This window comes from Streptomyces sp. Y309 (assembly GCF_056712025.1).
In genome coordinates this window covers 8,047,675-8,065,551 of record NZ_CM160048.1, presented here as the reverse complement: position 1 = coordinate 8,065,551, position 17,877 = coordinate 8,047,675, and the positions used below count along the sequence as shown (strand labels likewise).

Below are 17,877 nucleotides of genomic sequence, written 5' to 3'. Positions count from 1 at the left end.
TCCCCTCAGAGATCGGTCCCGTCGCCCCCGACGCGCCCCGCCCGCGTCCGCCCGATCCCCGTCAGCGCCCCGCTCAGCGTGATCACCACCACGCACAGGCCGACGGCCAGGCACACCGCCGGCGCGCCCCACGCGGCGGCGGCCGTGGTGACGGCGGCCGCGCCGAGCGGGCCCAGGGAGTTGTGGATCGTCCAGAACGACGAGGTGACCCGGCCAAGGAGGTGACCGGGCGTCACTTCCTGGCGCAGGGACATGGAGTTGATGCCTCCGATGCCGGTGCAGAACAGCACGCACGCGGCGAGGACCGCCACCACCGGCACGCTCCCGGTCAGCCCCAGGCAGGCCACCGCCACCCCGGAAAGCGTGTGGGCGCCGATCCAGCTCACGCCGAAGCCGAGCCGCCCGCGCAGCCGGGCCACCACGAACGTGGCGGCGAGGGTGCCGAGCGTCCCGGCGGTGAGCACATAGCCCACGGTGCCGTCGCCGTGGCCGAGGTCGTGCTTCACGCGGTAGATGAGGACGTCGGTCAGGCCGTAGGTGAGGAAGGTGAGCAGCGCGAGCAGCACCGTCAGGGGCCGCAGCACCGGATGCCGCCACAGGAAGCGCGCCCCGGCGAGGAACTCCTGTCGCACACCGCCCTGTTCGACCGCCCCGGGCTTCCCCGAGGCCGCGCCTTTGGCCTCCTCGTCCGGCCGGGGTGTGGCACGTATCCGTACGAAGAGGATGCCGACCGCCGAGACCGCGAAGGTCGCGGCGTCGATGCCGATGGCGGCGGCGGGACCGAAGGAGGCGGCGACCAGGCCCGCGAGCATGGGCCCGGCCGCGCCGGCGGCGGCGTACGTCCCGTACAGGTGGCTGTTGGCCTTGAGGATCTGGCCGGGGGCGACGATGCCGGGCACCACGGTCACGTACGTCACCTGGAAGAGCATCGCGAAGACCCCGGCGAGGGGGACGACCGTGTACACCAGCCAGACCGGTGTCGCGAACAGCCACACCAGCGGGATGAGCCCGAAGAGCACGCAGCGCGCGGCGTCGGTGACCACGAGCAGGCGGCGCCGGTTCACGCGGTCGGCGACGACCCCGGCGAACAGGCCCGTGACGATCGAGGCGACGCCGGTCAGGCCGGTGACGAAGCCCATCTGCATGACCGACCCCGTCTGGTGCAGCACGAGCAGTGGGATCGCCACGTGCGAGAAGGAGTCACCGAGCGCGGTGAGGCCCTGAAGGCCCACGAAGAGACGGTAGTTGGGGTCGGACCACGGCGACGAGGGCCCGGGGCCGTGGCCCTCCGCCCGCCGCGTACGCCGCGACGTGTCGCGCCGGGCCATGCCTCTCCCCCTGTTCCCCGTTCCCGCCCGTTCCCCGTTTCCGCCCCTCCCGCTTCCGCGTCTAGGCGGGGTCGTCGAAGGCCTCGGCGAGCGCTTGCGCCTCAGCGTACGTCGGCAGCCCCTCGGGGCTCACGGCGCCTCGGGTGAACTCCCGTGCCACGTCGACCGCTTGCCGCACCGCCGCGCGGAACAACAGCGATCCGCTGCTCACGCGGCGCACGCCGAGTTCGGCGAGGCGCCGGGGCGTGAGGCCGCCGGGCGCGTAGAGGATGTTCAGCGGTACGTCGAGGGCGCCGACGAGCCCGGTGATGGCGGCCTCGTCCTGCACCCCGGGCACGAACACCCCGTCCGCACCGGCACGTTGGTAGGCGGCGGTGCGCTCGCGGGCCTCCTTCTCTCCCCCGGCGTCCAGCCAGTACGCGTCGGTGCGCGCGTTGAGGAAGAGGCCGGGCACGGCCTCCTTCACGGCGCCGATCAGCTCGCACTGGGGGCCGGTGGCGGTGAGTGTCCCGTCGGGCCTGCCGTCTTCGAGGTTCACGCCGGCCACGCCCGCGGCGGCGAGTTCGCGGGCGAGCGCGACGACCTCGTCGGGCCGTTCGCCGAAGCCGCCCTCGATGTCGACGGTGACGAGCGCGGGCAGCCGGGCCATGCCGCGGGCGAGGCGCACCGTCTCCTCCCGCGCCGCGCCGGTCGCGTCCGCCTTGCCCGCGGCAGCCGCGACGCCGAGGCTCGTCGTACCGATGGCGGGGAATCCGGCGGCCGCGAGCGCGGCGGCGGACGCGTGGTCCCAGGCGTTGGGCAGGAGCAGCGGGCTGCCGGTGCGGTGCAGGGCGCGGAAGGCGTCGTACCGGTCGGTCATGGGCGCGCCGTGGTCGGTTCGGTCGGTCATGGGCGCACTGTGCCAGACGGCCGGGTGCCGGACCGGGAGCGGGCGGACGGACGCGAGCCGCGGCCGGCGCGGGCAGGGCTGTCGCCCGGGCCTCGCGCGCTGATCGGACGGCAGGCTATCGAACGGCAGGCTGATCGGACGGCAACAGGAACCTGACAGCTTCCTCACAACTTCGCGCCAGCCTGTGCGGCAGGCCCGGCGCCCTCGACCAACGGCGCCGGGCCCGTCCGAGTCAGAGCTGGAATGGAGCCCCACATGTCCCACCGTGCCCGTCGTCCCCAGCGCAGCACGTCCCTGCGCGCCGCCGTCGTCGCCACCGCCGTGGCCGGCGGGGTGCTCGCCGCTCCGTCCGCCACGGCCTTCGCGAACGACGCGACGCCCAAGCCGAAGCCCAGCGCCAGCAATCCGTCCGACGAGGACGGGGCGAAGAAGAAGCGGGCCGCCGTCGAGGAGCCCATGAAGGACGGCAAGCCGGCGAAGGCGCCGCGCGGTGCGGTCGCCGCCGGTGACAAGCCCGTCGTGCGCAAGGAGGGCACCAAGCCCACCCCGAAGCCCGCGAGCCCGGAGGAGCGCAAGAAGCGCGCCGCCGACGAGGCCGAGCGGACGCCCGCGGGCGGCGTCGCCGCGGGCGAGCGTCCGGCGTCCGGCGGCGACAGCACGGGCACTCTGGTCGGCTCGGCCGCGGGCATCGCGCTGCTCGCGGGCGCGAGCACGATGGTCCTGCGCCGCCGCGCCGCCGGGCGCCCCCAGGGCTGACCCGGCCCGCACCCCGCCCGGCCCCGCCCGACCCACCCCGTCGGGCCCGACCCTCTCGTGGTGGCGCCGCCCCGGTCCCCTTCCGCAAGCTCCCGGGGCGGCGCCGCCGCGCGGCATGGAGCCCTCATGTCCCGTACGCACCACCGGATGTCCCGTACGCACCTCCGGCGCCCGCCGCGCGCCGCCGCGCTCGTGGCGTCCGCTCTCGCCCTCGTCTGCGCCGCCGCGACCGGCTGCTCCTCCGCGAGCGGCGCGCGGGCCGAGTCCCCGACCACGTACGCCGTGAAGGAGCCGCGGGACGCGGCCGACGGCGCGGGCTCCGGACGGACCGCGGGGCGCGGCGCCCCGGCGACGGCCGCGGCCCCGGTCCACGTGTCCATCCCGTCGATCGGCGTCAGCAGTTCCCTGATGCGGCTCGGCCTGAACGCCGACCGCACGGTCGAGGTGCCGCCGCCGGACAAGGGCATGACCGCGGGCTGGTACACCGGCGGGGCCGTGCCCGGTGAGCGCGGCGCGGCCGTCATCATCGGCCACAACGACACCCGCTTCGGCAAGGCCGTCTTCCACGATCTCAAGAAGGTGCGGGCGGGCGCGGAGGTCGCGGTACGCAACTCCAGTGGAAAGACCGTTCTATTTAGTGTCACCAGGACCGAGACGGTCGACAAGCAGGCGTTCCCGACGGACAAGGTGTACGGCAGCACCAATGCGCGCGCCCTGCGCCTGATCACATGCGACGGCGCCTTCGACGCGCAGGGGCATCCGGTGGACAACCTCATCGTGTACGCCACCGCGCGCTGAACCGGCGGCCGGGGCCCGGGCCCCTGCGTGGATCAGCGGCTCCGGACCGCCGCCGCCTGCGCCGTCGTCCGTCCCTGGAGTGCCGCCGCCCGCTCCCGTATGGCGGGCAGCTCAGCCCGCAGCGCGGCGCCCGGGCAGTGCGTGTAGTGGCCGTCGGCGTGCCCGGACACGGCCTGGAAGTCCGCGGGCGCGCCCGCCCGGTATCGGCTGAGGCTGTTGCTGGAGACCAGGCGTGCGGTGCGCCGCGGGTCGGCGTCGGCGAGGCCGAGCTTCCAGGCGGTGAGCGCGGCTATGGCCTCCACCATCGGTGCCGGGACCGAGGTGCCCGCCGTGAACGTGCCGATCGCGGCGACGCCCGCCGTGCGGTGGTTGAACCCCTGTGTGTGGGCGCCGACGACGGGCCGGTCGACGCCGCCCGCGCGCCCCCTCGTAGATGGTGCCGCAGCGGTCGACGAGGAAGTTGTAGCCGATGTCGTCGAACAGCCGGGCGCTGGTCTGGCCCTCGGCGAGCGCGCGGATGATGCGGGGCGCGTCGGCGCAGTCGTAGCCGTTGGGCGAGTCCGTGTGGTGGACGAAGACCGCTACGACGGGCCCGCCGTAGCGAGCGGGCGGCCCGGTGGGGCGGGTGTCGCCGAGCCACCGCTCGCGCGGCACGATGGCGGGCCTGGCGGCCCGGTGCGCGACCGCCCGGGCCTCGTCCTGCCGCCCGCCCCCGTCGACCGCGCGCTGCACGCCGATGACGCACAGCACCAGCGCGGCGACGGCCACGAGGCCCGGCAGACACACGAGGACGGCGCGCCCGGCACGCGGCAGCCGCCCCGCCACCGTCTCCCGCAAGGCACGCATGGGCCCACTCTCGCGCCGGCCCCCGCGGGGCGCCCGTGGGGTGCGCCAGTCGGGCGACGCGAAAGATTCTTCGTGGGAGTTGTCGAGACCGAGTCGCCCGCTCCGACGTCCCCTGTGAGAGTTGCCCATGAGGGGTGACGACGCAGCCAAGGAGTGCGGTCATGAAGTATCTGGTGATGGTCCAGGGTTCCCAGGCCGATTACGAGGCCATGAGCGGCAAGGCGTCCGAGCACAGCCCGGCCTGGAGCGAGCAGGAACTGCAGGCGATGTTCGCGTTCATGGGCAATCTGAACAACGACCTGTCCGAGTCCGGTGAGTTGATCGACGGCCAGGGCCTGACGGAACCGGCGCAGACCCGCCTCGTCGGCATCGACGACAACGGCCGCCCGGTGATCACGGACGGGCCGTACGGCGAGACCAAGGAGGTCCTCGCCGGCTACTGGGTCCTCGACTGCGAGAGCCTGGAGCGGGTCACGGAGATCGCCAAGCGCATCAACGAGTGCCCGGTCCCCGCTGGTTCCCCGACCCCGCCGGTGGTGATCCGGCCCATCCAGGAGGGCGGCGGCGAAGGCGGCGTGGACTGTGGCTGAACCCGGCCGCCGCACGGAACCGGCGCGGGGCGGCGGGGCCCGCGGATGGCGCTGAGAGCGACCGGTGACGTCGAGGACCTGCTGCGCCTGCACGCGCCGCAGGTCCTCGGCGCGCTGGTGCGGCGCTACGGCCACTTCGACGAGGCCGAGGACGCCGTGCAGGAGGCCCTGCTCGCCGCCGCCCGCGAGTGGCCGGGCCGAGGCACGCCGGACAACCCGCGCGGCTGGCTGATCAAGGTGGCGTCGCGGCGCCTGACGGATCAGCTCCGCAGCGACGCGGCCCGGCGGCGGCGCGAGGAGAACGCCGCCCGGATGACGCCGCGCGACGCGTTCACCGCGCCCCCGCCCGGCGAGAGCCGCGCCCCGTCCGACGACGACACGCTCACCCTCCTCTTTCTGTGCTGCGACCCTGCGCTGACCCCGGCCGGGCAGATCGCGCTGACGCTGCGGGCCGTCGGCGGTCTCACGACGGCCGAGATCGCCCGCGCGCACCTGGTGCCGGAGGCGACGATGGCCCAGCGCATCAGCCGCGCCAAGCAGAAGATACGGGGCGTGCCCTTCCGGCAGCCGGGGCCCGCGGACCGCGACCGGCGCCTCGCGGTGGTCCTCCAGGTCCTCTACCTCATCTTCAACGAGGGCTACACGGCGACGTCCGGCCCCGCGCTGCACCGCGCCGACCTCGCCCGTGAGGCGATCCGGCTGACCCGCGCGGTACGCCGGCTGCTGCCCCAGGAGGGCGCGGTGACGGGCCTGTTGGCGCTGATGCTGCTCACCGACGCGCGCAGCGCCGCCCGCACAGGACCGCACGGCGAGCTGGTCCCACTGGACGAGCAGGACCGTACGCGCTGGGACGCCGGGGCGATCCGCGAGGGCACCGCCCTGGTGGAGGAGGCGCTGGGCCAGGGCCCGGCGGGCGTCTACCAGTTGCAGGCCGCGATCGCCGCGCTGCACGACGAGGCGGAGCGCGCGGAGGACACGGACTGGCCGCAGATCCTCGCGCTGTACGACATCCTGGTGCGCCGTGCGCCGGAGCCCATGGCCGAGCTCGGGCGTGCCGTCGCGGTCGCCATGGTGCGCGGACCGCGCGCCGGTCTCGGTGAACTGACGGCGCTGGAGGACCGGTTGGCGGGCCACCACCGTCTCGAGGCGGTCCGCGGTCACCTCCTGGAGCGGGCGGGCGACCGCGAAGGGGCTCGTGCCGCCTACGGGTTGGCGGCGCAGCGCACCCTCAGCCGGCCGGAGTCGCGTTACTTGCAGATGCGTGCGGCGCGCCTGAAGCCGTGACGGTCTTCAGCGCTCGGCAGCGCTACTCGTACCCCGGCCGCCCGCGGCGCCGGACCGTCCGGCGCCCTGGGGCGTGACCTGGGCCGGAACCTGGGCCGGGACCGAACTCGTCGCGCCCCGGCCGCAGTCGGCGGCCACCATGTCCGCGAAGGCGCGGGCCAGCGGGCTGAGCGCGTCCCAGCGACGTACGGCCCAGCCGACGGACAGCGGGGGCAGGCCGGGGACCGGCAGCAGGCGCAGGCCGGGCGGGCCCTGGTCGCGCCAGCCGGGCAGGGCGGGTACGACGGCCTGGCCGACGCCGAGTTCGGTGAGCAGCAGCGCGGTGTCCCAGTCGGCGACGCTGGTGTGTCCGGCAGGACCGAGGTCCAGGTCGGCGAGGGCCGCGTCGAGCTGGGCGCGGGAGGTGGAGGCCTGCGGCGGGCGGATGAGCCGGGCGGCCGCGAGGTCGGCGAGTTCGGCGTGCGGCTTTGCTGCGAGGGGATCGGCGGCCGGGACCGCGAGGACCCAGGGCAGGTCGGCGACGGGCCGCTGCTCGATGCCGCGCACCGGCGCCCCGACGGTGACCCACGCCAGGTCCAGGTCGTCGGCGGCCAGCGCGTCGAAGCAGGCCCGGCTCGAACTCGCCGTCTGGAACTCCAGCGTGACCTGCGGGAAGCGCTGCCGGAAGCCGACGACCGCCGCGGCCATGAAGTGCCGTACGGTCGTCGCGCCGGTGGTGACGCGCACCGCGCCGCTCTCCCCTCGCACGAGGTCACGCAGGCGGCGCAGGGCGAGGTCGATGCCGCCGATGCCGTCGCTCGCGGCGGCCTGCAGGATGCGTCCGGCCGGCGTCGGCACGACACCCCGCGCGTGCCGCTCCAGGAGGCTGACGGCGAGCTCCTTCTCCAGGCGTTTGACGTGCTGGCTCACCGCCGACTGCGTACAGGAGAGTTCACGCGCCACGGCGCTGAGGCTGCCCGCGCGGCAGACGGCGATGAATACACGGAGGTCGTCGAGCGTCACGGGCCCCAAGCTATAGCTAAGGGCTGACCTGGCACCCACTCACGCCGCCAGCGACACCGCCTCCACCGCCGGGGTCCGCAGCGTGCGCCGCGCCGTCGCCAGGCTGGTGACCAGCGTCGCCGCGGTGGCGACGGCCACGATCGTGAGCCAGATGGCGAGGCCCTGGTCCGGCAGGATGCCGTCGGTGCGCACCGCGGTGAACGGCAGGATCCCGGCGAGACCCGCGAGCGAGCCGAAGAACACGCCGGTGACGGTCAGGACGAGGCCCTCGATGCCGACCGTGCCGAGCACTTGGCGGGGCGTCGCGCCCGCGAGGCGCTGCTGCCCGAACTCACGGGCGCGGTAGGACGTGGCGGCGTACAGGCTGTTGATCAGCATGACGCAGGCGAAGACGACGATGATGCCGACGACCACGAGGTTGAGGGTCTGGAGGTTCTTGTCGTCGACGGACTTGGTCAGGCCGGAAGCGTCGATGGCGTCGTTCTCGACGGCCTGCATGTAGAGCGTCGCGGTCGCCATGCCGGTGAAGAGGATCAACGGCATGAGGACGCCGGACAGTTGGTCGGCGCGTCGGCGCAGGTTGTGCACCGTCAGGTATCCGCCGGCCCCGGCGAGCGCGGTGAGCGGCCGCTCCAGGCGGCCGAGCAGCGCGTGCAGCAGGCGCGGCGAGAGCAGCGCGAAGCCGACCGCGAGGAGGATCGAGCCGTAGGCGGCGGGCGCCATCAGCGCGGCGTCCGTGGCCTTGAAGGCGAAGGTCGAGCCGACGCTCACGGCACCGGCCACGAGAGCGGCGTACGCGGCGACGGTGCGGGCCCGGCCGCGCGGCGGACGCGCGCCCGCGGCGGCCCGCATCGCGCGGCGCACCGCGAGCAGCGCCGCGCCGACGGCCGCGAGCACGGTGATGTCGAGGCCCGACATGAGCGCGATCGGCCCGAAGGAGTAGTCGACGGAAGTGGCGACCTGCCCGCTGTCCTGGAACAGGCCGAGCAGCAGGCGCCCGCCGAGCATCGCGGGCCCGATCGCGAGCACGGCGCCGATGAGCGCGATCACGGCGGCCTCGCCGACGACCATGCGCTTGATCTGCGCGGGCGTCGCACCGGTGCGGCGCAGCAGGTCGATCTCCTCGGTCCGCTGGCGGACGTTCACGGTGAGCGTGGAGGCGACGGCGAAGAACACCAGGAGGGTGCCATAGCCGCCGACGACGCTCGCGGCGGTGGTCAGCGACTCGGCGCTGGTGCTGTCGACGCCGCTCGCGCCCGCCGTGTCGTGCAGCGAGTTGAACGTCATGATGACGGCGGCACCGAGGAACGCGGAGAGGAGGGTGGCGAGGCTGCGTCCGGGACGCTGCCGCAGGGAGCGCAGGGCGAGCAGGAACATGGGTCACACCCCCACCGGCATGTCGTGGCGGTACGTGACGTCGTGGGGGCCGCCCGCGTCGTGCGCGTCGCCCGCGTCTTGCTCGTCACCCGTGTCTCGCGAGGCGACTCCGTCCTGCGAGGCGACCGCGTCGCCCAGGTGCGCAAGACGCTCCGCGACCGCGTCCACCGTCGGCCGCTCCATCCGGCCCGCGATCCTGCCGTCGGCGAGGAACAGCACGGAGTCCGCGAAAGCGGCGGCGACCGGGTCGTGCGTCACCATGACGACGGTCCTGCCGTGGTCACGCACGGTGGCCCGGAGCAGCCGCAGCACCTCCCGCGCGCTGCGGGTGTCGAGCGCGCCGGTCGGCTCGTCGGCGAAGACCACGGCGGGCTCGGCGACCAGGGCCCGGGCGATGGCGACGCGCTGGCGCTGGCCCCCGGACAGCTCGTCGGGACGGTGCCCGAGCCGGTCACCGAGGCCGACCCGGCCGAGGATCTCCCGGGCGCGGTCCCGGTCGACGCGACGGCCCGCGAGCCGCAGCGGAAGCGTGGTGTTCTGCTCCACGGTGAGCGTGGGCATCAGGTTGTACTGCTGGAAGACGAAACCCACGCGCTTGCGCCGGAACTTGGTGAGTTCCGCCTCCGTGCCGCCCGTCATCCGTTCGCCGTCGACCACGACGATGCCGCCTTCGGGCCTGTCGAGGCCGGCCGCGCACTGCAGCAGCGTCGACTTGCCGGATCCGGAGGGCCCCATGACAGCCGTGAAACTGCCGGCCGGCAGGCTCAGGGTCACCCCGTCCAGCGCGGTCACGGCGCTGTCCCCGGCCCCGTACACCTTGCTCACCTTGACCAGCCGCAGAGCCTCGGGGCTGCGCTCTGCCGTGGCCTTGCCCGTACGACGGAACATGGTCATCCATCCCTTCACAGCAGGCGGACCCCGCTCACAGCGGGCGGATCCTGCCTGTCACCGGCGCGTTCTGCGCCTCCCTTCCGAAGCTACGGACGGGCGGGGACGGACACATTGGGCGTACGCACCGAACGCGGGGTGGTGCTGAGTACACCGGGCGACGGGCCGCGCCCCGGTGCCGGGCGAACCAGCCATGTAACGCAGATCACACATGTCCGGAACGGCGTCTTGGAACGGGCAGCCCTATTTCATCGTTGAACAAGATGAGAGCCCCGACCGCGATTCCCCCGTCCGGCCGGGGCTCTCCTCTGTCCTCCCGGGCTCTCCTCCGTACACCCGCTGTTCGCCACCGCTTCGCGGTGCTGCCACCCCTTCGAGGTCGAATATGCCAACCGCACCGCGTGCGGCCGGTCCGGGCGGCATCATGCGTCCATGGACGGTGCCAAGCCTGTGCAGGTCTTGTTCCCACCCGACGAGTACGCCGTCGTGGCCCGGCACGCCGACCGCCTCGGCGTCACGGTCGCGGAGTTCATACGCGCGGCGGCCGTCCACGCCGGGCAGGAACCCGACACCGGCGGCTCGGACGGCGGCCGGCGCGCGGTGGTCGTGCCACCGGTGCACCGGGGCCCCGACACCCGCCAGGCGCCCGCGCTCCAGCGCTTCCTGGACACGCTCACGACCACGGACGCCGCCGCCCGGGTCCCGCAGCAGCAGCCGGCGGTCCGCAGCTGCTCGGGCCCCTGAGCGACGGCCCCGCTCCCGGATCCGACGTCACCGCGCGGCCCCCTGACCCGGCGCCTCAGGTCAGCGACACCTCCGGCTTGTACAGGTCGAACCACAGCGCCAGGTCGAGCGCCCGCTCCAGGCCGCGTCGCGAGGCCTGCCTGATCTGCGGGGTGTCGCGGTGCGCGAGGCCGCGCAGGGCCTCGCGGTCGACGAGGGCGAAGACCGGGTGCCCCGGGTTCGACAGGAGATCCTTGGCGTGCTCCTGGAGCGCGAAGGCGTACTTGGGGTCCTGGGTGGAGGGATAGGGGCTCTTCACGCGGTCGTAGACGGAGCGGGGCAGGCTGTCCCGCGCCGCCTCCCGCAGCAGCGACTTCTCGCGGCCGTCGAAGGACTTCAGCGCCCAGGGCGCGTTGTAGACGTACCCGACGAGGCGGTGGTCGCAGAACGGCACCCGCACCTCGAGGCCCACGGCCATGCTCGCCCGGTCCTTGCGGTCGAGCAGCGCGCGCACGAAACGGGTGAGGTAGAGGTGGCTGATGGTGCGCATGCGGTACTCGAAGTCGCTCTCCCCGTCGAGGCGTTCGACACCGCGGACGGCCGTGGCGTAGCTGTCGCCGACGTACGTCCCCAGGTCGAGCGCGTCGAGGACGTCTTTACGCAGCACCCCCGTCTCGTCGCCCAGGGTCTCGGCGTGCCGCACCAGCCAGGGGAACGTCCCGCCCTGCCGGGCCTGCTCGTCGAAGAACTGGAGGTAGCCGCCGAAGACCTCGTCCGCCGACTCGCCGGACAGCGCGACCGTGGAGTGCTCGCGGATCGCCCGGAAGAGCAGGTACAGCGAGGCGTCCATGTCCCCGAAGCCGACGGGCAGATCGCGAGCGGTGAGCATCTTCGCGCGCACCTCGGGGTCGGCGAGGGCCTGGGTGTCCAGGACGATGTCGCGGTGGTCGGTGCCCGCGAGCCGCGCCACGTCGTGCGCGTACGGCGAGTCCGGCGTGCCGCGCAGCTCGTCGGCCACGAAGTGGTCGCTCTGTCCCGCGAAGTCGACGGAGAAGCTGCGCAGCGTCTCGCCCGCGCCGGCGAGTTGACCGGCGGCGAGGGCCGACATCGCGGACGAGTCGAGGCCCCCGGAGAGCAGCACACAGCGCGGCACGTCGGCCACGAGCTGGCGGCGCACGATGTCGTCCAGCAGCGAGCGCACTGTGGCCACGGTCTCGTCGCGGTCGTGCGGGTGCGGGCGGGTCTCAAGACGCCAGTAGGTGCGGCTGCGCAGGCCGTCGCGGTCGACGGTGACGACGGTGCCGGGCTCGACCTCGCGCATGCCGTCCCACACCGCGTGCCCCGGAGTCTTCACGAAGGCGAAGACCTCGCGCAGCCCGTCGACGCCCACCCGGGGGCGCGCGAGCGGATTGGCGAGGATCGCCTTGGGCTCGGAGCCGAACAGGACACCGTCCGGCGTCGGGTGGAAGTAGAAGGGCTTGATGCCCATCCGGTCGCGGACCATGACGAGGCGCTGCCTGCGGCCGTCCCACACGGCGAACGCGTACATCCCGTTCAGCCGCTCGGCGACACCCTCACCCCACTGCAGATAGCCGCGCAGCACGACCTCGGTGTCGGAGCCGGTGGTGAACTCGTGCCCGTGCCCGGCCAGTTCCTCGCGCAGCTCGGTGAAGTTGTACGCCTCGCCGGAGTAGACCAGGGCGACCGTGCCGTCCGGCGTCGCCGCGGTCATGGGCTGGCGCCCGCCGGGCAGATCGATGATGGCCAGGCGCCGGTGCCCCAGCGCCGCGGGGCCCTCCGCCCAGGTGCCGCGGTCGTCCGGGCCGCGGCACGCCATCGTCTCCGTCATCGCGTCCAGGGTCAGCGGGTGCGCCCGCAGATCCCGGTCGAAAGAGACCCAGCCGGTGATGCCACACATGCGGTTTCCTCCTGCCGTCCGGCTGCCTTCCCGGTCGTACGCCCTGAACGGCCGAACTAGATGTAACAGGCAGCTATCTCCCCAGACTCCCCCTCGGATCGCATACGGTCAACGCGCCCGTAACACCTCGGAGCCCCACGACCCGGGGAATTTCGGCCGCCGCGGGGCCCGGTTCAAGAGACCGTCAGGGGCCGCCGACCGGGCCGCACCACGCCGGACCCCCGGACCGGGGTCGCGTGGAACGTCAGCTTCCGGCCATGAGTAAAGACTTGCTCAACACATGTGCAAATCTGCGGCGTCGACGCAAAGGGCAGGGTTCAGGCGGTCGGCCGCGCGGCCTTGAGCAGCGCCTGGGCGTCCTGGCGGGCGTGCTCGATCGCGTCGGGGAAGATCCCCATGCCGTACGCGACCAGGCCGCCCTCGTGCAGCAGCATCAGCGACCTGCCGAGGGACTTCGCCCGGCGCGGCGCGAGCGCGCGGGCCAGGTCGGTGAAGAGCGCGAGCATCCACGCCTTCTGCCCCGTGATCACCGCGTACGCGGGGTGCGCGGGGTCGGTGATCTCGGCGTGCGCGTTGATCATGCTGCACCCTCGGGGCAGGCTCTCTTCGGCCCAGTCGCGCGAGGCGTCGAAGACGGCCAGGATCCGGGACCTGGGGGCGCGGGCCCGCTCCAGATACTCCGCGAGGAAGGCGCGCCAGCGCTCGTCGCGGTCCGCCAGATACTCCACGACGATCTGCTCCTTGGAGCCGAACCGGTCGTACAGCGTCTTCTTCGTCACGCCGGCCTCGGCCGCGATCAGGTCCACGCCGACGGCATGGATGCCGCGCTCGTAGAACAGCCGCCCGGCCGCCTCCAGGACGCGGCGCGCACCGGGCGTCAGGGGCACGCGGCGCGGCCCCGCTCCCCCGGCCGCCGGCGCCGGCGGCGCTTCCGGTACCGGCGGCGCTTCCGATGCCTGCTTCGCGTACTCACTCATGCGTCCACCTCACCACAACGGACCCGCCTCCACTGGCCTCTGCCCTCCCCCATAGTAAACCGATCTGTATACTCACTCCCAAGGAGTAAACAGATCGGTCTACTTTTGGTCCCCCGCGGGCGGACCGTGGAAGGCGCGTCGTGAACGTCCTGCTCTCCATCGGATTCGTGCTGACCTGGAGCTCCGGCTTCATCGGCGCCAAGCTCGGCGCGGGCAGCGCGGCCGCGGTGACGGTCCTGATGTGGCGGTTCCTGCCGCTGGCGGCCGTCCTCGCGCTGCTCGCCGCGACCGTCGCCCGGGCGTCCTGGCGCGGGCTCACGGCCCGTGACCTCGCGCGCCAGGCGGTCGTCGGCGCACTGTCCCAGAGCGGCTATCTCCTGACCGTCTACCACGCGATCCAGCTCGGCGTCTCCAGCGGCACGACAGCGCTGATCGACGGCACCCAGCCGCTCGTCGCGGGCGCGCTCGCCGGGCCGCTGCTCGGGCAGTACGTGTCCCGCACCCAGTGGGTGGGGCTCGCGCTCGGCCTGACCGGCGTGGCCGTCGTCACGGCGGGCGACGCGGCGGCCGGCACGGGCGCGCCCTGGTGGGCCTACCTCGTGCCGTTCCTCGGCATGCTGTCGCTGGTCGCGGCGACGTTCCTGGACCGCCGCACCCGCACGCCCGTCGCACCCCTTGCCGCGATGACCGTGCACTGCGTCACCAGCGCGGTCGTCTTCAGCGTGCTCGCGCTCGCCCTGGGCGCGGCGGCGCCCGCCGCCGAAGCGTCGTTCTGGGCGGCCATCGGCTGGCTGGTGGTGCTGTCCACGTTCGGCGGGTACGGCCTGTACTGGCTGATCCTGCGCCGGGGCGGCGTCACCCGCGTCAACACGCTGATGTTCCTGATGGCGCCGGTGACGGCGCTGTGGGGCGCGGCGATGTTCGGGGAGCCGTTCGGCCCGCAGACGGTCCTCGGGCTCGCGATCGGGCTCGGGGCGGTCGTGGTGGTGCACCGGGGCGGGGCCTCGGGGGCGCGGGGCCGCGACGCGGCGGGGCGTGGCGGCGGGGCCGAGGACGGGGCCGGGGCTGGGGCCGGGGCTGGGGCTGGGGCCGAGGTCACTCCGGTGGCGTCAGGCAGGCCTGCACGGCGGGTGCGTAGCGGTCGGTGATCTCGGGTATCGCCGTGGACCGCAGATGCTGGCCGCGCGCGATGCCGTACATCACGCCGAGGCCGAGCAGCATCCCGACGGCCAGCTCGGCGCGCAGCTCCGCGTCCGGTCCGGCCAGCCGCCGGCCGAGCCTGTGCACCACCTGCGTACGGAAGTTGGAGCGCAGGACGTAGCCGTGCTCGCGGTGCAGTGGTGCGTACACGATGCGCAGGATGGGGTCGGCGCCGCGCTCGGCCTGGCTGGTCAGCAGGTGCTGGACCATGTGGCGGCCGAGGTCCTCCAGGGGCGCGTCGAGCACCGCCTCCGCGTCCGCCTCGAAGGACATGACCTGGGCGAACAGCGCGTCCTTGCTGCCGAAGTACTTCAGGACCAACGGCGGGCTCACGCCGGCCCGTTCGGCCACCGCCTTGAGCGTGATGTCGGTGTGCGCGTGCCGTGCGAGCAGATGGCGGGCGGCACGCACGATCGCGGCCTTCGTCGCCTCGGCGTCGCGGCGCGGCGGGCCCGGAGCACACGCCGCCGGACGCGGGGTCGAGCTGGTCATGGCGTCACTTTCCGTCGGTGGCGGCCCACTTGGGCGGCCGGGTCCGAGCGTATGGCGCGCGGCGCCGCGGGGACCACGAATCGGACGGACGGGACATGGAGACGCCGATCACGGTCCGCGTGACCGGGACCGCCGCCGCGCCACCGATCCCCTCGAAGACCCACGAACGACCCCGAGGCGCGCACGCACCGGAATGGCCGATGTCGGAAACTCCCGGACAGTCGGGACAGCTCGCACCCGCTCTTTCGGACGCCCACTATCAGCCACAGGTGAATGTGAATTCACCTGTGGCCATGAATTGCCATTCAGCGTACGAGAGTTGACGGCGCGTCGAAAGTCGCGCCCCGAAAGCGAACAGGTCCAGACCTGGAACATCCGGAGGCACCCTCCTCTCATTGCCACCTCTCATCGCCCCCCTTACCACCCCCTCTCACCGCACGACCGGGACCACCTCACCGCACGGCCGGAGCCACAGTCCGCTCCGCCATACTGCGCGCATGACCAGATTTCGAGTGGGCTTGATCGGAACGGGGCCCTGGGCGACGCAGACGCACGCGCCGGTGCTCGCCGCGCACCCCGATGCCGCACTGTCGGGCATATGGGGCCGCCGCCCCGAGGCGGCGGCCGCGCTCGCGTCGTCGTACGCCGTCAGTGCGTACGACGACGTCGACGAGCTGTTCGCCGCGAGCGACGCGGTCGCCTTCGCGGTGCCGCCGGACGTCCAGGCACCGCTGGCCGAACGCGCCGCGGCGGCCGGCTGCCATCTGCTGCTCGACAAGCCGGTGGCCACGTCGCCGGACGCGGCGCGCCGCCTCGCCGCGGCCGTGGACCGGGCCGGCGTGGCGTCCGTCGTGTTCTTCACGCTCCGCTTCGCGCCGCCCATGGCGCGGTGGCTGGAACTCCAGGCGCAGGACGGGCCGTGGTTCACGGCGCGCGCCGACTGGTACAGCTCGTTCTTCGCGGCGGACGGCACCGGCGCGTTCGACTCGCCGTGGCGGGCGGACAAGGGCGGACTCTGGGACGTCGGCCCGCACGCGCTGGCCGTGCTCACGACGGTGCTCGGCGAGGTCACGTCGGTGACTGCGGCGCCCGGGCCCGCCGACGCCGTCCATCTGATCCTGCGGCACGCGGGCGGCGCGTCGAGCACCGCGACGCTCACGCTGCGGGCGCCGCACGCGGCCTCGGGCCTGACGCTGGAGTTCCGCGGCGAGAACGGGACGGCCGCGCCGCCGGGTTGGGGCGCGAGCGGATGGGGAGAATCGACCGACGCGTTCCGGTCAGCGGTCGGCGCGCTGGCACGCGCGGCGGGCGGCGGAGAGCGGCATCCCTGCGACGTACATTTCGGGCTCCGGGTGACGGAGATCCTCGCCGACGCGGAACGACAAGTGGACGCGCGGAGGGGAACGGAACTTCCGGCCCAGGCGCCGACTCGGGCCTCTTGAGCGAATCCGGGCCACTCGTGCCGCCCGTAACAACACGGGCGGCCGGTACCGTGGCCGCTACGTAATGGCGAGTGACGGCACCGGCCGCAGCCAGTGAACCCAGGAACCGAACCGGACAGTAACTGCCGCGAAGGTACACACTGCTCAGTTTCCGACCACACAGATCGGAATACGAACAACCGGTCCCACGCACTGCCCGACTGCGACCCACTAGGCGTAGGGGGTGTCCGACGCCGAGGAATTTCAGCCAATTTCACGCTGCTCGAACAGGACGCCCCTGAGTTGTGCCCACGAGTCCGCCGACGATCAAACCTGCAGGTCGGTGGTCTCGCGTACTCCATGATGCCGCATCGACTGATCGTTTTCTTCAGGCAATGTTTATGCCCAAAGAAGTTGCGAATATTTAGACTGCTGACGCTCAACTCGGCGTGTACGAAGAGGGATTACCCACCATGAACAAGACGGCGCTGCGCGCTCTGCTCCGCGAACGACGCGCCCTCATCGCCCCCGAATCGCACGGGTTCGTCCGCACGACGGGCCAGGGCCGCCGCGCCCCCGGCCTCTCCCAACACCAGGTCGACCAGCTCCTCCACCGCACCCTGGGCACGTACCACCGCCTGGAGTCCGGCAACTACCCGAACCCCCCGACCGCCCTGCTGCGCGATGTGGCCCGCCTGTTCGGGCTGAATGAGCAGGAGTGGGTGTCCTTGTGCAGGTATGCCCTGTTGCAGGATCCTCCTGGGCCGTTGCATCTGTCGTCGGGCAAGGAGGTGCCGGGGATCTGGCGGGAGGCGGTCAACGGCGTCTCGCACATCGCGTACGTCACGGACGCCTCGTGGGACATGCTCACCTACAACGAGGCGTGCGCCGCGGTGTTCCCCGACCGCGAGGTCCCGGCCAACATCATGCGCTGGATGGTCCTCGACCCGGTCGCCCGCGAGATCCTGCTCGACTGGGACACGTCCTGGGCCCCCATGCTGCTGCCGCAGTTGCGCGCGGCTCTGGCCTCGCGCCCGGAGGACGAGACCCTGCGGCAGATAGAGAAGGAAGTGCTCGCCGACCCCGTGGCCGCGCCGCTGTACGGCGCGGACAAGCCCTACCCCCACCCCGACGGCGACGAGCGGCCGCTGCTGCACTCGGAGAAGGGCGCGGGCTGGGTCATCATGTGCGCGGCCCAGCCCTTGACCGCTCCGGGCGCCCGGATGATGATCCTCGTGTTTCACGCGGGAAGGGAGCGCGTGCACGCGAGAGCACCCATGCTCCGGGCCACCTGATCACACGGCGGATTCCGTATCCGGAACCGGCGCGACTGGACGCACGTTCGACGAGGTGCAGTACGTTTCCTAGTGTCTGCCCTCCACATACGA

Annotated in this window: 16 protein-coding genes and 1 pseudogene; 8 read left to right on the top strand and 9 right to left on the bottom strand. The window is 73.1% G+C overall.

From position 1 onward, the window contains the following. Positions 1 to 5: 5 nt before the first annotated feature. Positions 6 to 1,328 carry an MFS transporter gene (locus AC0KTA_RS33765; RefSeq protein WP_481051985.1) on the bottom strand — a complete coding sequence of 441 codons (1,323 nt, stop codon included), beginning with the start codon at positions 1,326 to 1,328 and terminating at the stop codon, positions 6 to 8. 61 nt (positions 1,329 to 1,389) lie between these two features. Then, positions 1,390 to 2,217 carry an isocitrate lyase/PEP mutase family protein gene (locus AC0KTA_RS33760; RefSeq protein ID WP_481051984.1) on the bottom strand — a complete coding sequence of 276 codons (828 nt, stop codon included), beginning with the start codon at positions 2,215 to 2,217 and terminating at the stop codon, positions 1,390 to 1,392. A gap of 255 nt (positions 2,218 to 2,472) precedes the next feature. On the opposite strand from AC0KTA_RS33760, the gene AC0KTA_RS33755 reads away from it, so the two are divergent. Together AC0KTA_RS33755 and AC0KTA_RS33750 are read left to right on the top strand one after the other, a co-directional pair. Next, positions 2,473 to 2,973, top strand: coding sequence for a hypothetical protein (locus AC0KTA_RS33755; protein WP_481051983.1), 501 nt, complete (start codon positions 2,473 to 2,475; stop codon positions 2,971 to 2,973). A 126-nt stretch (positions 2,974 to 3,099) separates the two neighbouring features. Next, positions 3,100 to 3,771, top strand: coding sequence for a class F sortase (locus AC0KTA_RS33750; protein ID WP_481051982.1), 672 nt, complete (start codon positions 3,100 to 3,102; stop codon positions 3,769 to 3,771). Positions 3,772 to 3,803: 32 nt separating this feature from the next. On the opposite strand, the pseudogene AC0KTA_RS33745 reads toward AC0KTA_RS33750, so the two are convergent. Next, positions 3,804 to 4,617, bottom strand: a pseudogene (locus tag AC0KTA_RS33745) (peptidoglycan recognition protein family protein). A gap of 161 nt (positions 4,618 to 4,778) precedes the next feature. Here AC0KTA_RS33745 and AC0KTA_RS33740 point away from each other — a divergent pair. Beyond that, positions 4,779 to 5,207 carry a YciI family protein gene (locus AC0KTA_RS33740; RefSeq protein ID WP_481051981.1) on the top strand — a complete coding sequence of 143 codons (429 nt, stop codon included), beginning with the start codon at positions 4,779 to 4,781 and terminating at the stop codon, positions 5,205 to 5,207. A gap of 45 nt (positions 5,208 to 5,252) precedes the next feature. Beyond that, complete coding sequence (locus AC0KTA_RS33735) at positions 5,253 to 6,491, top strand: RNA polymerase sigma factor (protein WP_481051980.1); 1,239 nt, start codon at positions 5,253 to 5,255, stop codon at positions 6,489 to 6,491. A 6-nt stretch (positions 6,492 to 6,497) separates the two neighbouring features. Here AC0KTA_RS33735 and AC0KTA_RS33730 read toward each other — a convergent pair whose 3' ends face one another. The 3 genes from AC0KTA_RS33730 to AC0KTA_RS33720 are packed head-to-tail and all read right to left on the bottom strand — an operon-like array spanning position 6,498 to position 9,764. After that, positions 6,498 to 7,493: a LysR family transcriptional regulator gene (locus tag AC0KTA_RS33730; protein WP_481051979.1), complete on the bottom strand. Its 996-nt coding sequence runs from the start codon at positions 7,491 to 7,493 to the stop codon at positions 6,498 to 6,500. A gap of 39 nt (positions 7,494 to 7,532) precedes the next feature. Beyond that, positions 7,533 to 8,870, bottom strand: coding sequence for an FtsX-like permease family protein (locus AC0KTA_RS33725; RefSeq protein WP_481051978.1), 1,338 nt, complete (start codon positions 8,868 to 8,870; stop codon positions 7,533 to 7,535). Between the two features lie 3 nt (positions 8,871 to 8,873). After that, on the bottom strand, positions 8,874 to 9,764 hold the full coding sequence (locus AC0KTA_RS33720) for an ABC transporter ATP-binding protein (RefSeq protein WP_481051977.1): 891 nt from the start codon (positions 9,762 to 9,764) through the stop codon (positions 8,874 to 8,876). 426 nt (positions 9,765 to 10,190) lie between these two features. Between AC0KTA_RS33720 and AC0KTA_RS33715 the strand changes: the two genes are divergently transcribed. Continuing rightward, the gene (locus tag AC0KTA_RS33715) at positions 10,191 to 10,502 is read left to right on the top strand and encodes a hypothetical protein (protein ID WP_481051976.1); all 312 of its coding nucleotides are present in this window, start codon (positions 10,191 to 10,193) and stop codon (positions 10,500 to 10,502) included. Positions 10,503 to 10,557: 55 nt separating this feature from the next. Here AC0KTA_RS33715 and asnB read toward each other — a convergent pair whose 3' ends face one another. Together asnB and AC0KTA_RS33705 are read right to left on the bottom strand one after the other, a co-directional pair. After that, positions 10,558 to 12,399: an asparagine synthase (glutamine-hydrolyzing) gene (asnB, locus tag AC0KTA_RS33710; protein ID WP_481051975.1), complete on the bottom strand. Its 1,842-nt coding sequence runs from the start codon at positions 12,397 to 12,399 to the stop codon at positions 10,558 to 10,560. Positions 12,400 to 12,716: 317 nt separating this feature from the next. Next, a complete protein-coding gene (locus AC0KTA_RS33705) occupies positions 12,717 to 13,376 on the bottom strand; it encodes a TetR/AcrR family transcriptional regulator (protein ID WP_481051974.1) in 660 nt (219 codons plus the stop codon). Between the two features lie 140 nt (positions 13,377 to 13,516). Here AC0KTA_RS33705 and AC0KTA_RS33700 point away from each other — a divergent pair, with 140 nt between their 5' ends. Next, the gene (locus AC0KTA_RS33700; protein WP_481051973.1) at positions 13,517 to 14,524 is read left to right on the top strand and encodes a DMT family transporter; all 1,008 of its coding nucleotides are present in this window, start codon (positions 13,517 to 13,519) and stop codon (positions 14,522 to 14,524) included. On the opposite strand, the gene AC0KTA_RS33695 is transcribed toward AC0KTA_RS33700, so the two are convergent. Continuing rightward, complete coding sequence (locus AC0KTA_RS33695; protein WP_481051972.1) at positions 14,472 to 15,068, bottom strand: TetR/AcrR family transcriptional regulator; 597 nt, start codon at positions 15,066 to 15,068, stop codon at positions 14,472 to 14,474. The two genes, AC0KTA_RS33700 and AC0KTA_RS33695, sit on opposite strands and share 53 nt — an antisense overlap. A 497-nt stretch (positions 15,069 to 15,565) precedes the next feature. Here AC0KTA_RS33695 and AC0KTA_RS33690 point away from each other — a divergent pair, with 497 nt between their 5' ends. Both AC0KTA_RS33690 and AC0KTA_RS33685 read left to right on the top strand, forming a co-directional pair. Continuing rightward, positions 15,566 to 16,510, top strand: a complete 945-nt coding sequence (locus AC0KTA_RS33690; protein WP_481051971.1) for a Gfo/Idh/MocA family protein — start codon at positions 15,566 to 15,568, stop codon at positions 16,508 to 16,510. Positions 16,511 to 16,962: 452 nt separating this feature from the next. Continuing rightward, the gene (locus tag AC0KTA_RS33685) at positions 16,963 to 17,784 is read left to right on the top strand and encodes an MmyB family transcriptional regulator (RefSeq protein WP_481051970.1); all 822 of its coding nucleotides are present in this window, start codon (positions 16,963 to 16,965) and stop codon (positions 17,782 to 17,784) included. Positions 17,785 to 17,877 lie beyond the last annotated feature (93 nt).

What these genes read in the sequence shown, in the direction of transcription:
- AC0KTA_RS33765 (WP_481051985.1), bottom strand. Translation starts at nt 1,328, where the DNA reads ATGGCCCGGCGCGACACGTCGCGGCGTACGCGGCGGGCGGAGGGCCAC.
- AC0KTA_RS33760 (WP_481051984.1), bottom strand. Translation starts at nt 2,217, where the DNA reads ATGACCGACCGAACCGACCACGGCGCGCCCATGACCGACCGGTACGAC.
- AC0KTA_RS33755 (WP_481051983.1), top strand. Translation starts at nt 2,473, where the DNA reads ATGTCCCACCGTGCCCGTCGTCCCCAGCGCAGCACGTCCCTGCGCGCC.
- AC0KTA_RS33750 (WP_481051982.1), top strand. Translation starts at nt 3,100, where the DNA reads ATGTCCCGTACGCACCACCGGATGTCCCGTACGCACCTCCGGCGCCCG.
- AC0KTA_RS33740 (WP_481051981.1), top strand. Translation starts at nt 4,779, where the DNA reads ATGAAGTATCTGGTGATGGTCCAGGGTTCCCAGGCCGATTACGAGGCC.
- AC0KTA_RS33735 (WP_481051980.1), top strand. Translation starts at nt 5,253, where the DNA reads ATGGCGCTGAGAGCGACCGGTGACGTCGAGGACCTGCTGCGCCTGCAC.
- AC0KTA_RS33725 (WP_481051978.1), bottom strand. Translation starts at nt 8,870, where the DNA reads ATGTTCCTGCTCGCCCTGCGCTCCCTGCGGCAGCGTCCCGGACGCAGC.
- AC0KTA_RS33720 (WP_481051977.1), bottom strand. Translation starts at nt 9,764, where the DNA reads ATGACCATGTTCCGTCGTACGGGCAAGGCCACGGCAGAGCGCAGCCCC.
- AC0KTA_RS33715 (WP_481051976.1), top strand. Translation starts at nt 10,191, where the DNA reads ATGGACGGTGCCAAGCCTGTGCAGGTCTTGTTCCCACCCGACGAGTAC.
- asnB (WP_481051975.1), bottom strand. Translation starts at nt 12,399, where the DNA reads ATGTGTGGCATCACCGGCTGGGTCTCTTTCGACCGGGATCTGCGGGCG.
- AC0KTA_RS33705 (WP_481051974.1), bottom strand. Translation starts at nt 13,376, where the DNA reads ATGAGTGAGTACGCGAAGCAGGCATCGGAAGCGCCGCCGGTACCGGAA.
- AC0KTA_RS33695 (WP_481051972.1), bottom strand. Translation starts at nt 15,068, where the DNA reads ATGACCAGCTCGACCCCGCGTCCGGCGGCGTGTGCTCCGGGCCCGCCG.
- AC0KTA_RS33690 (WP_481051971.1), top strand. Translation starts at nt 15,566, where the DNA reads ATGACCAGATTTCGAGTGGGCTTGATCGGAACGGGGCCCTGGGCGACG.
- AC0KTA_RS33685 (WP_481051970.1), top strand. Translation starts at nt 16,963, where the DNA reads ATGAACAAGACGGCGCTGCGCGCTCTGCTCCGCGAACGACGCGCCCTC.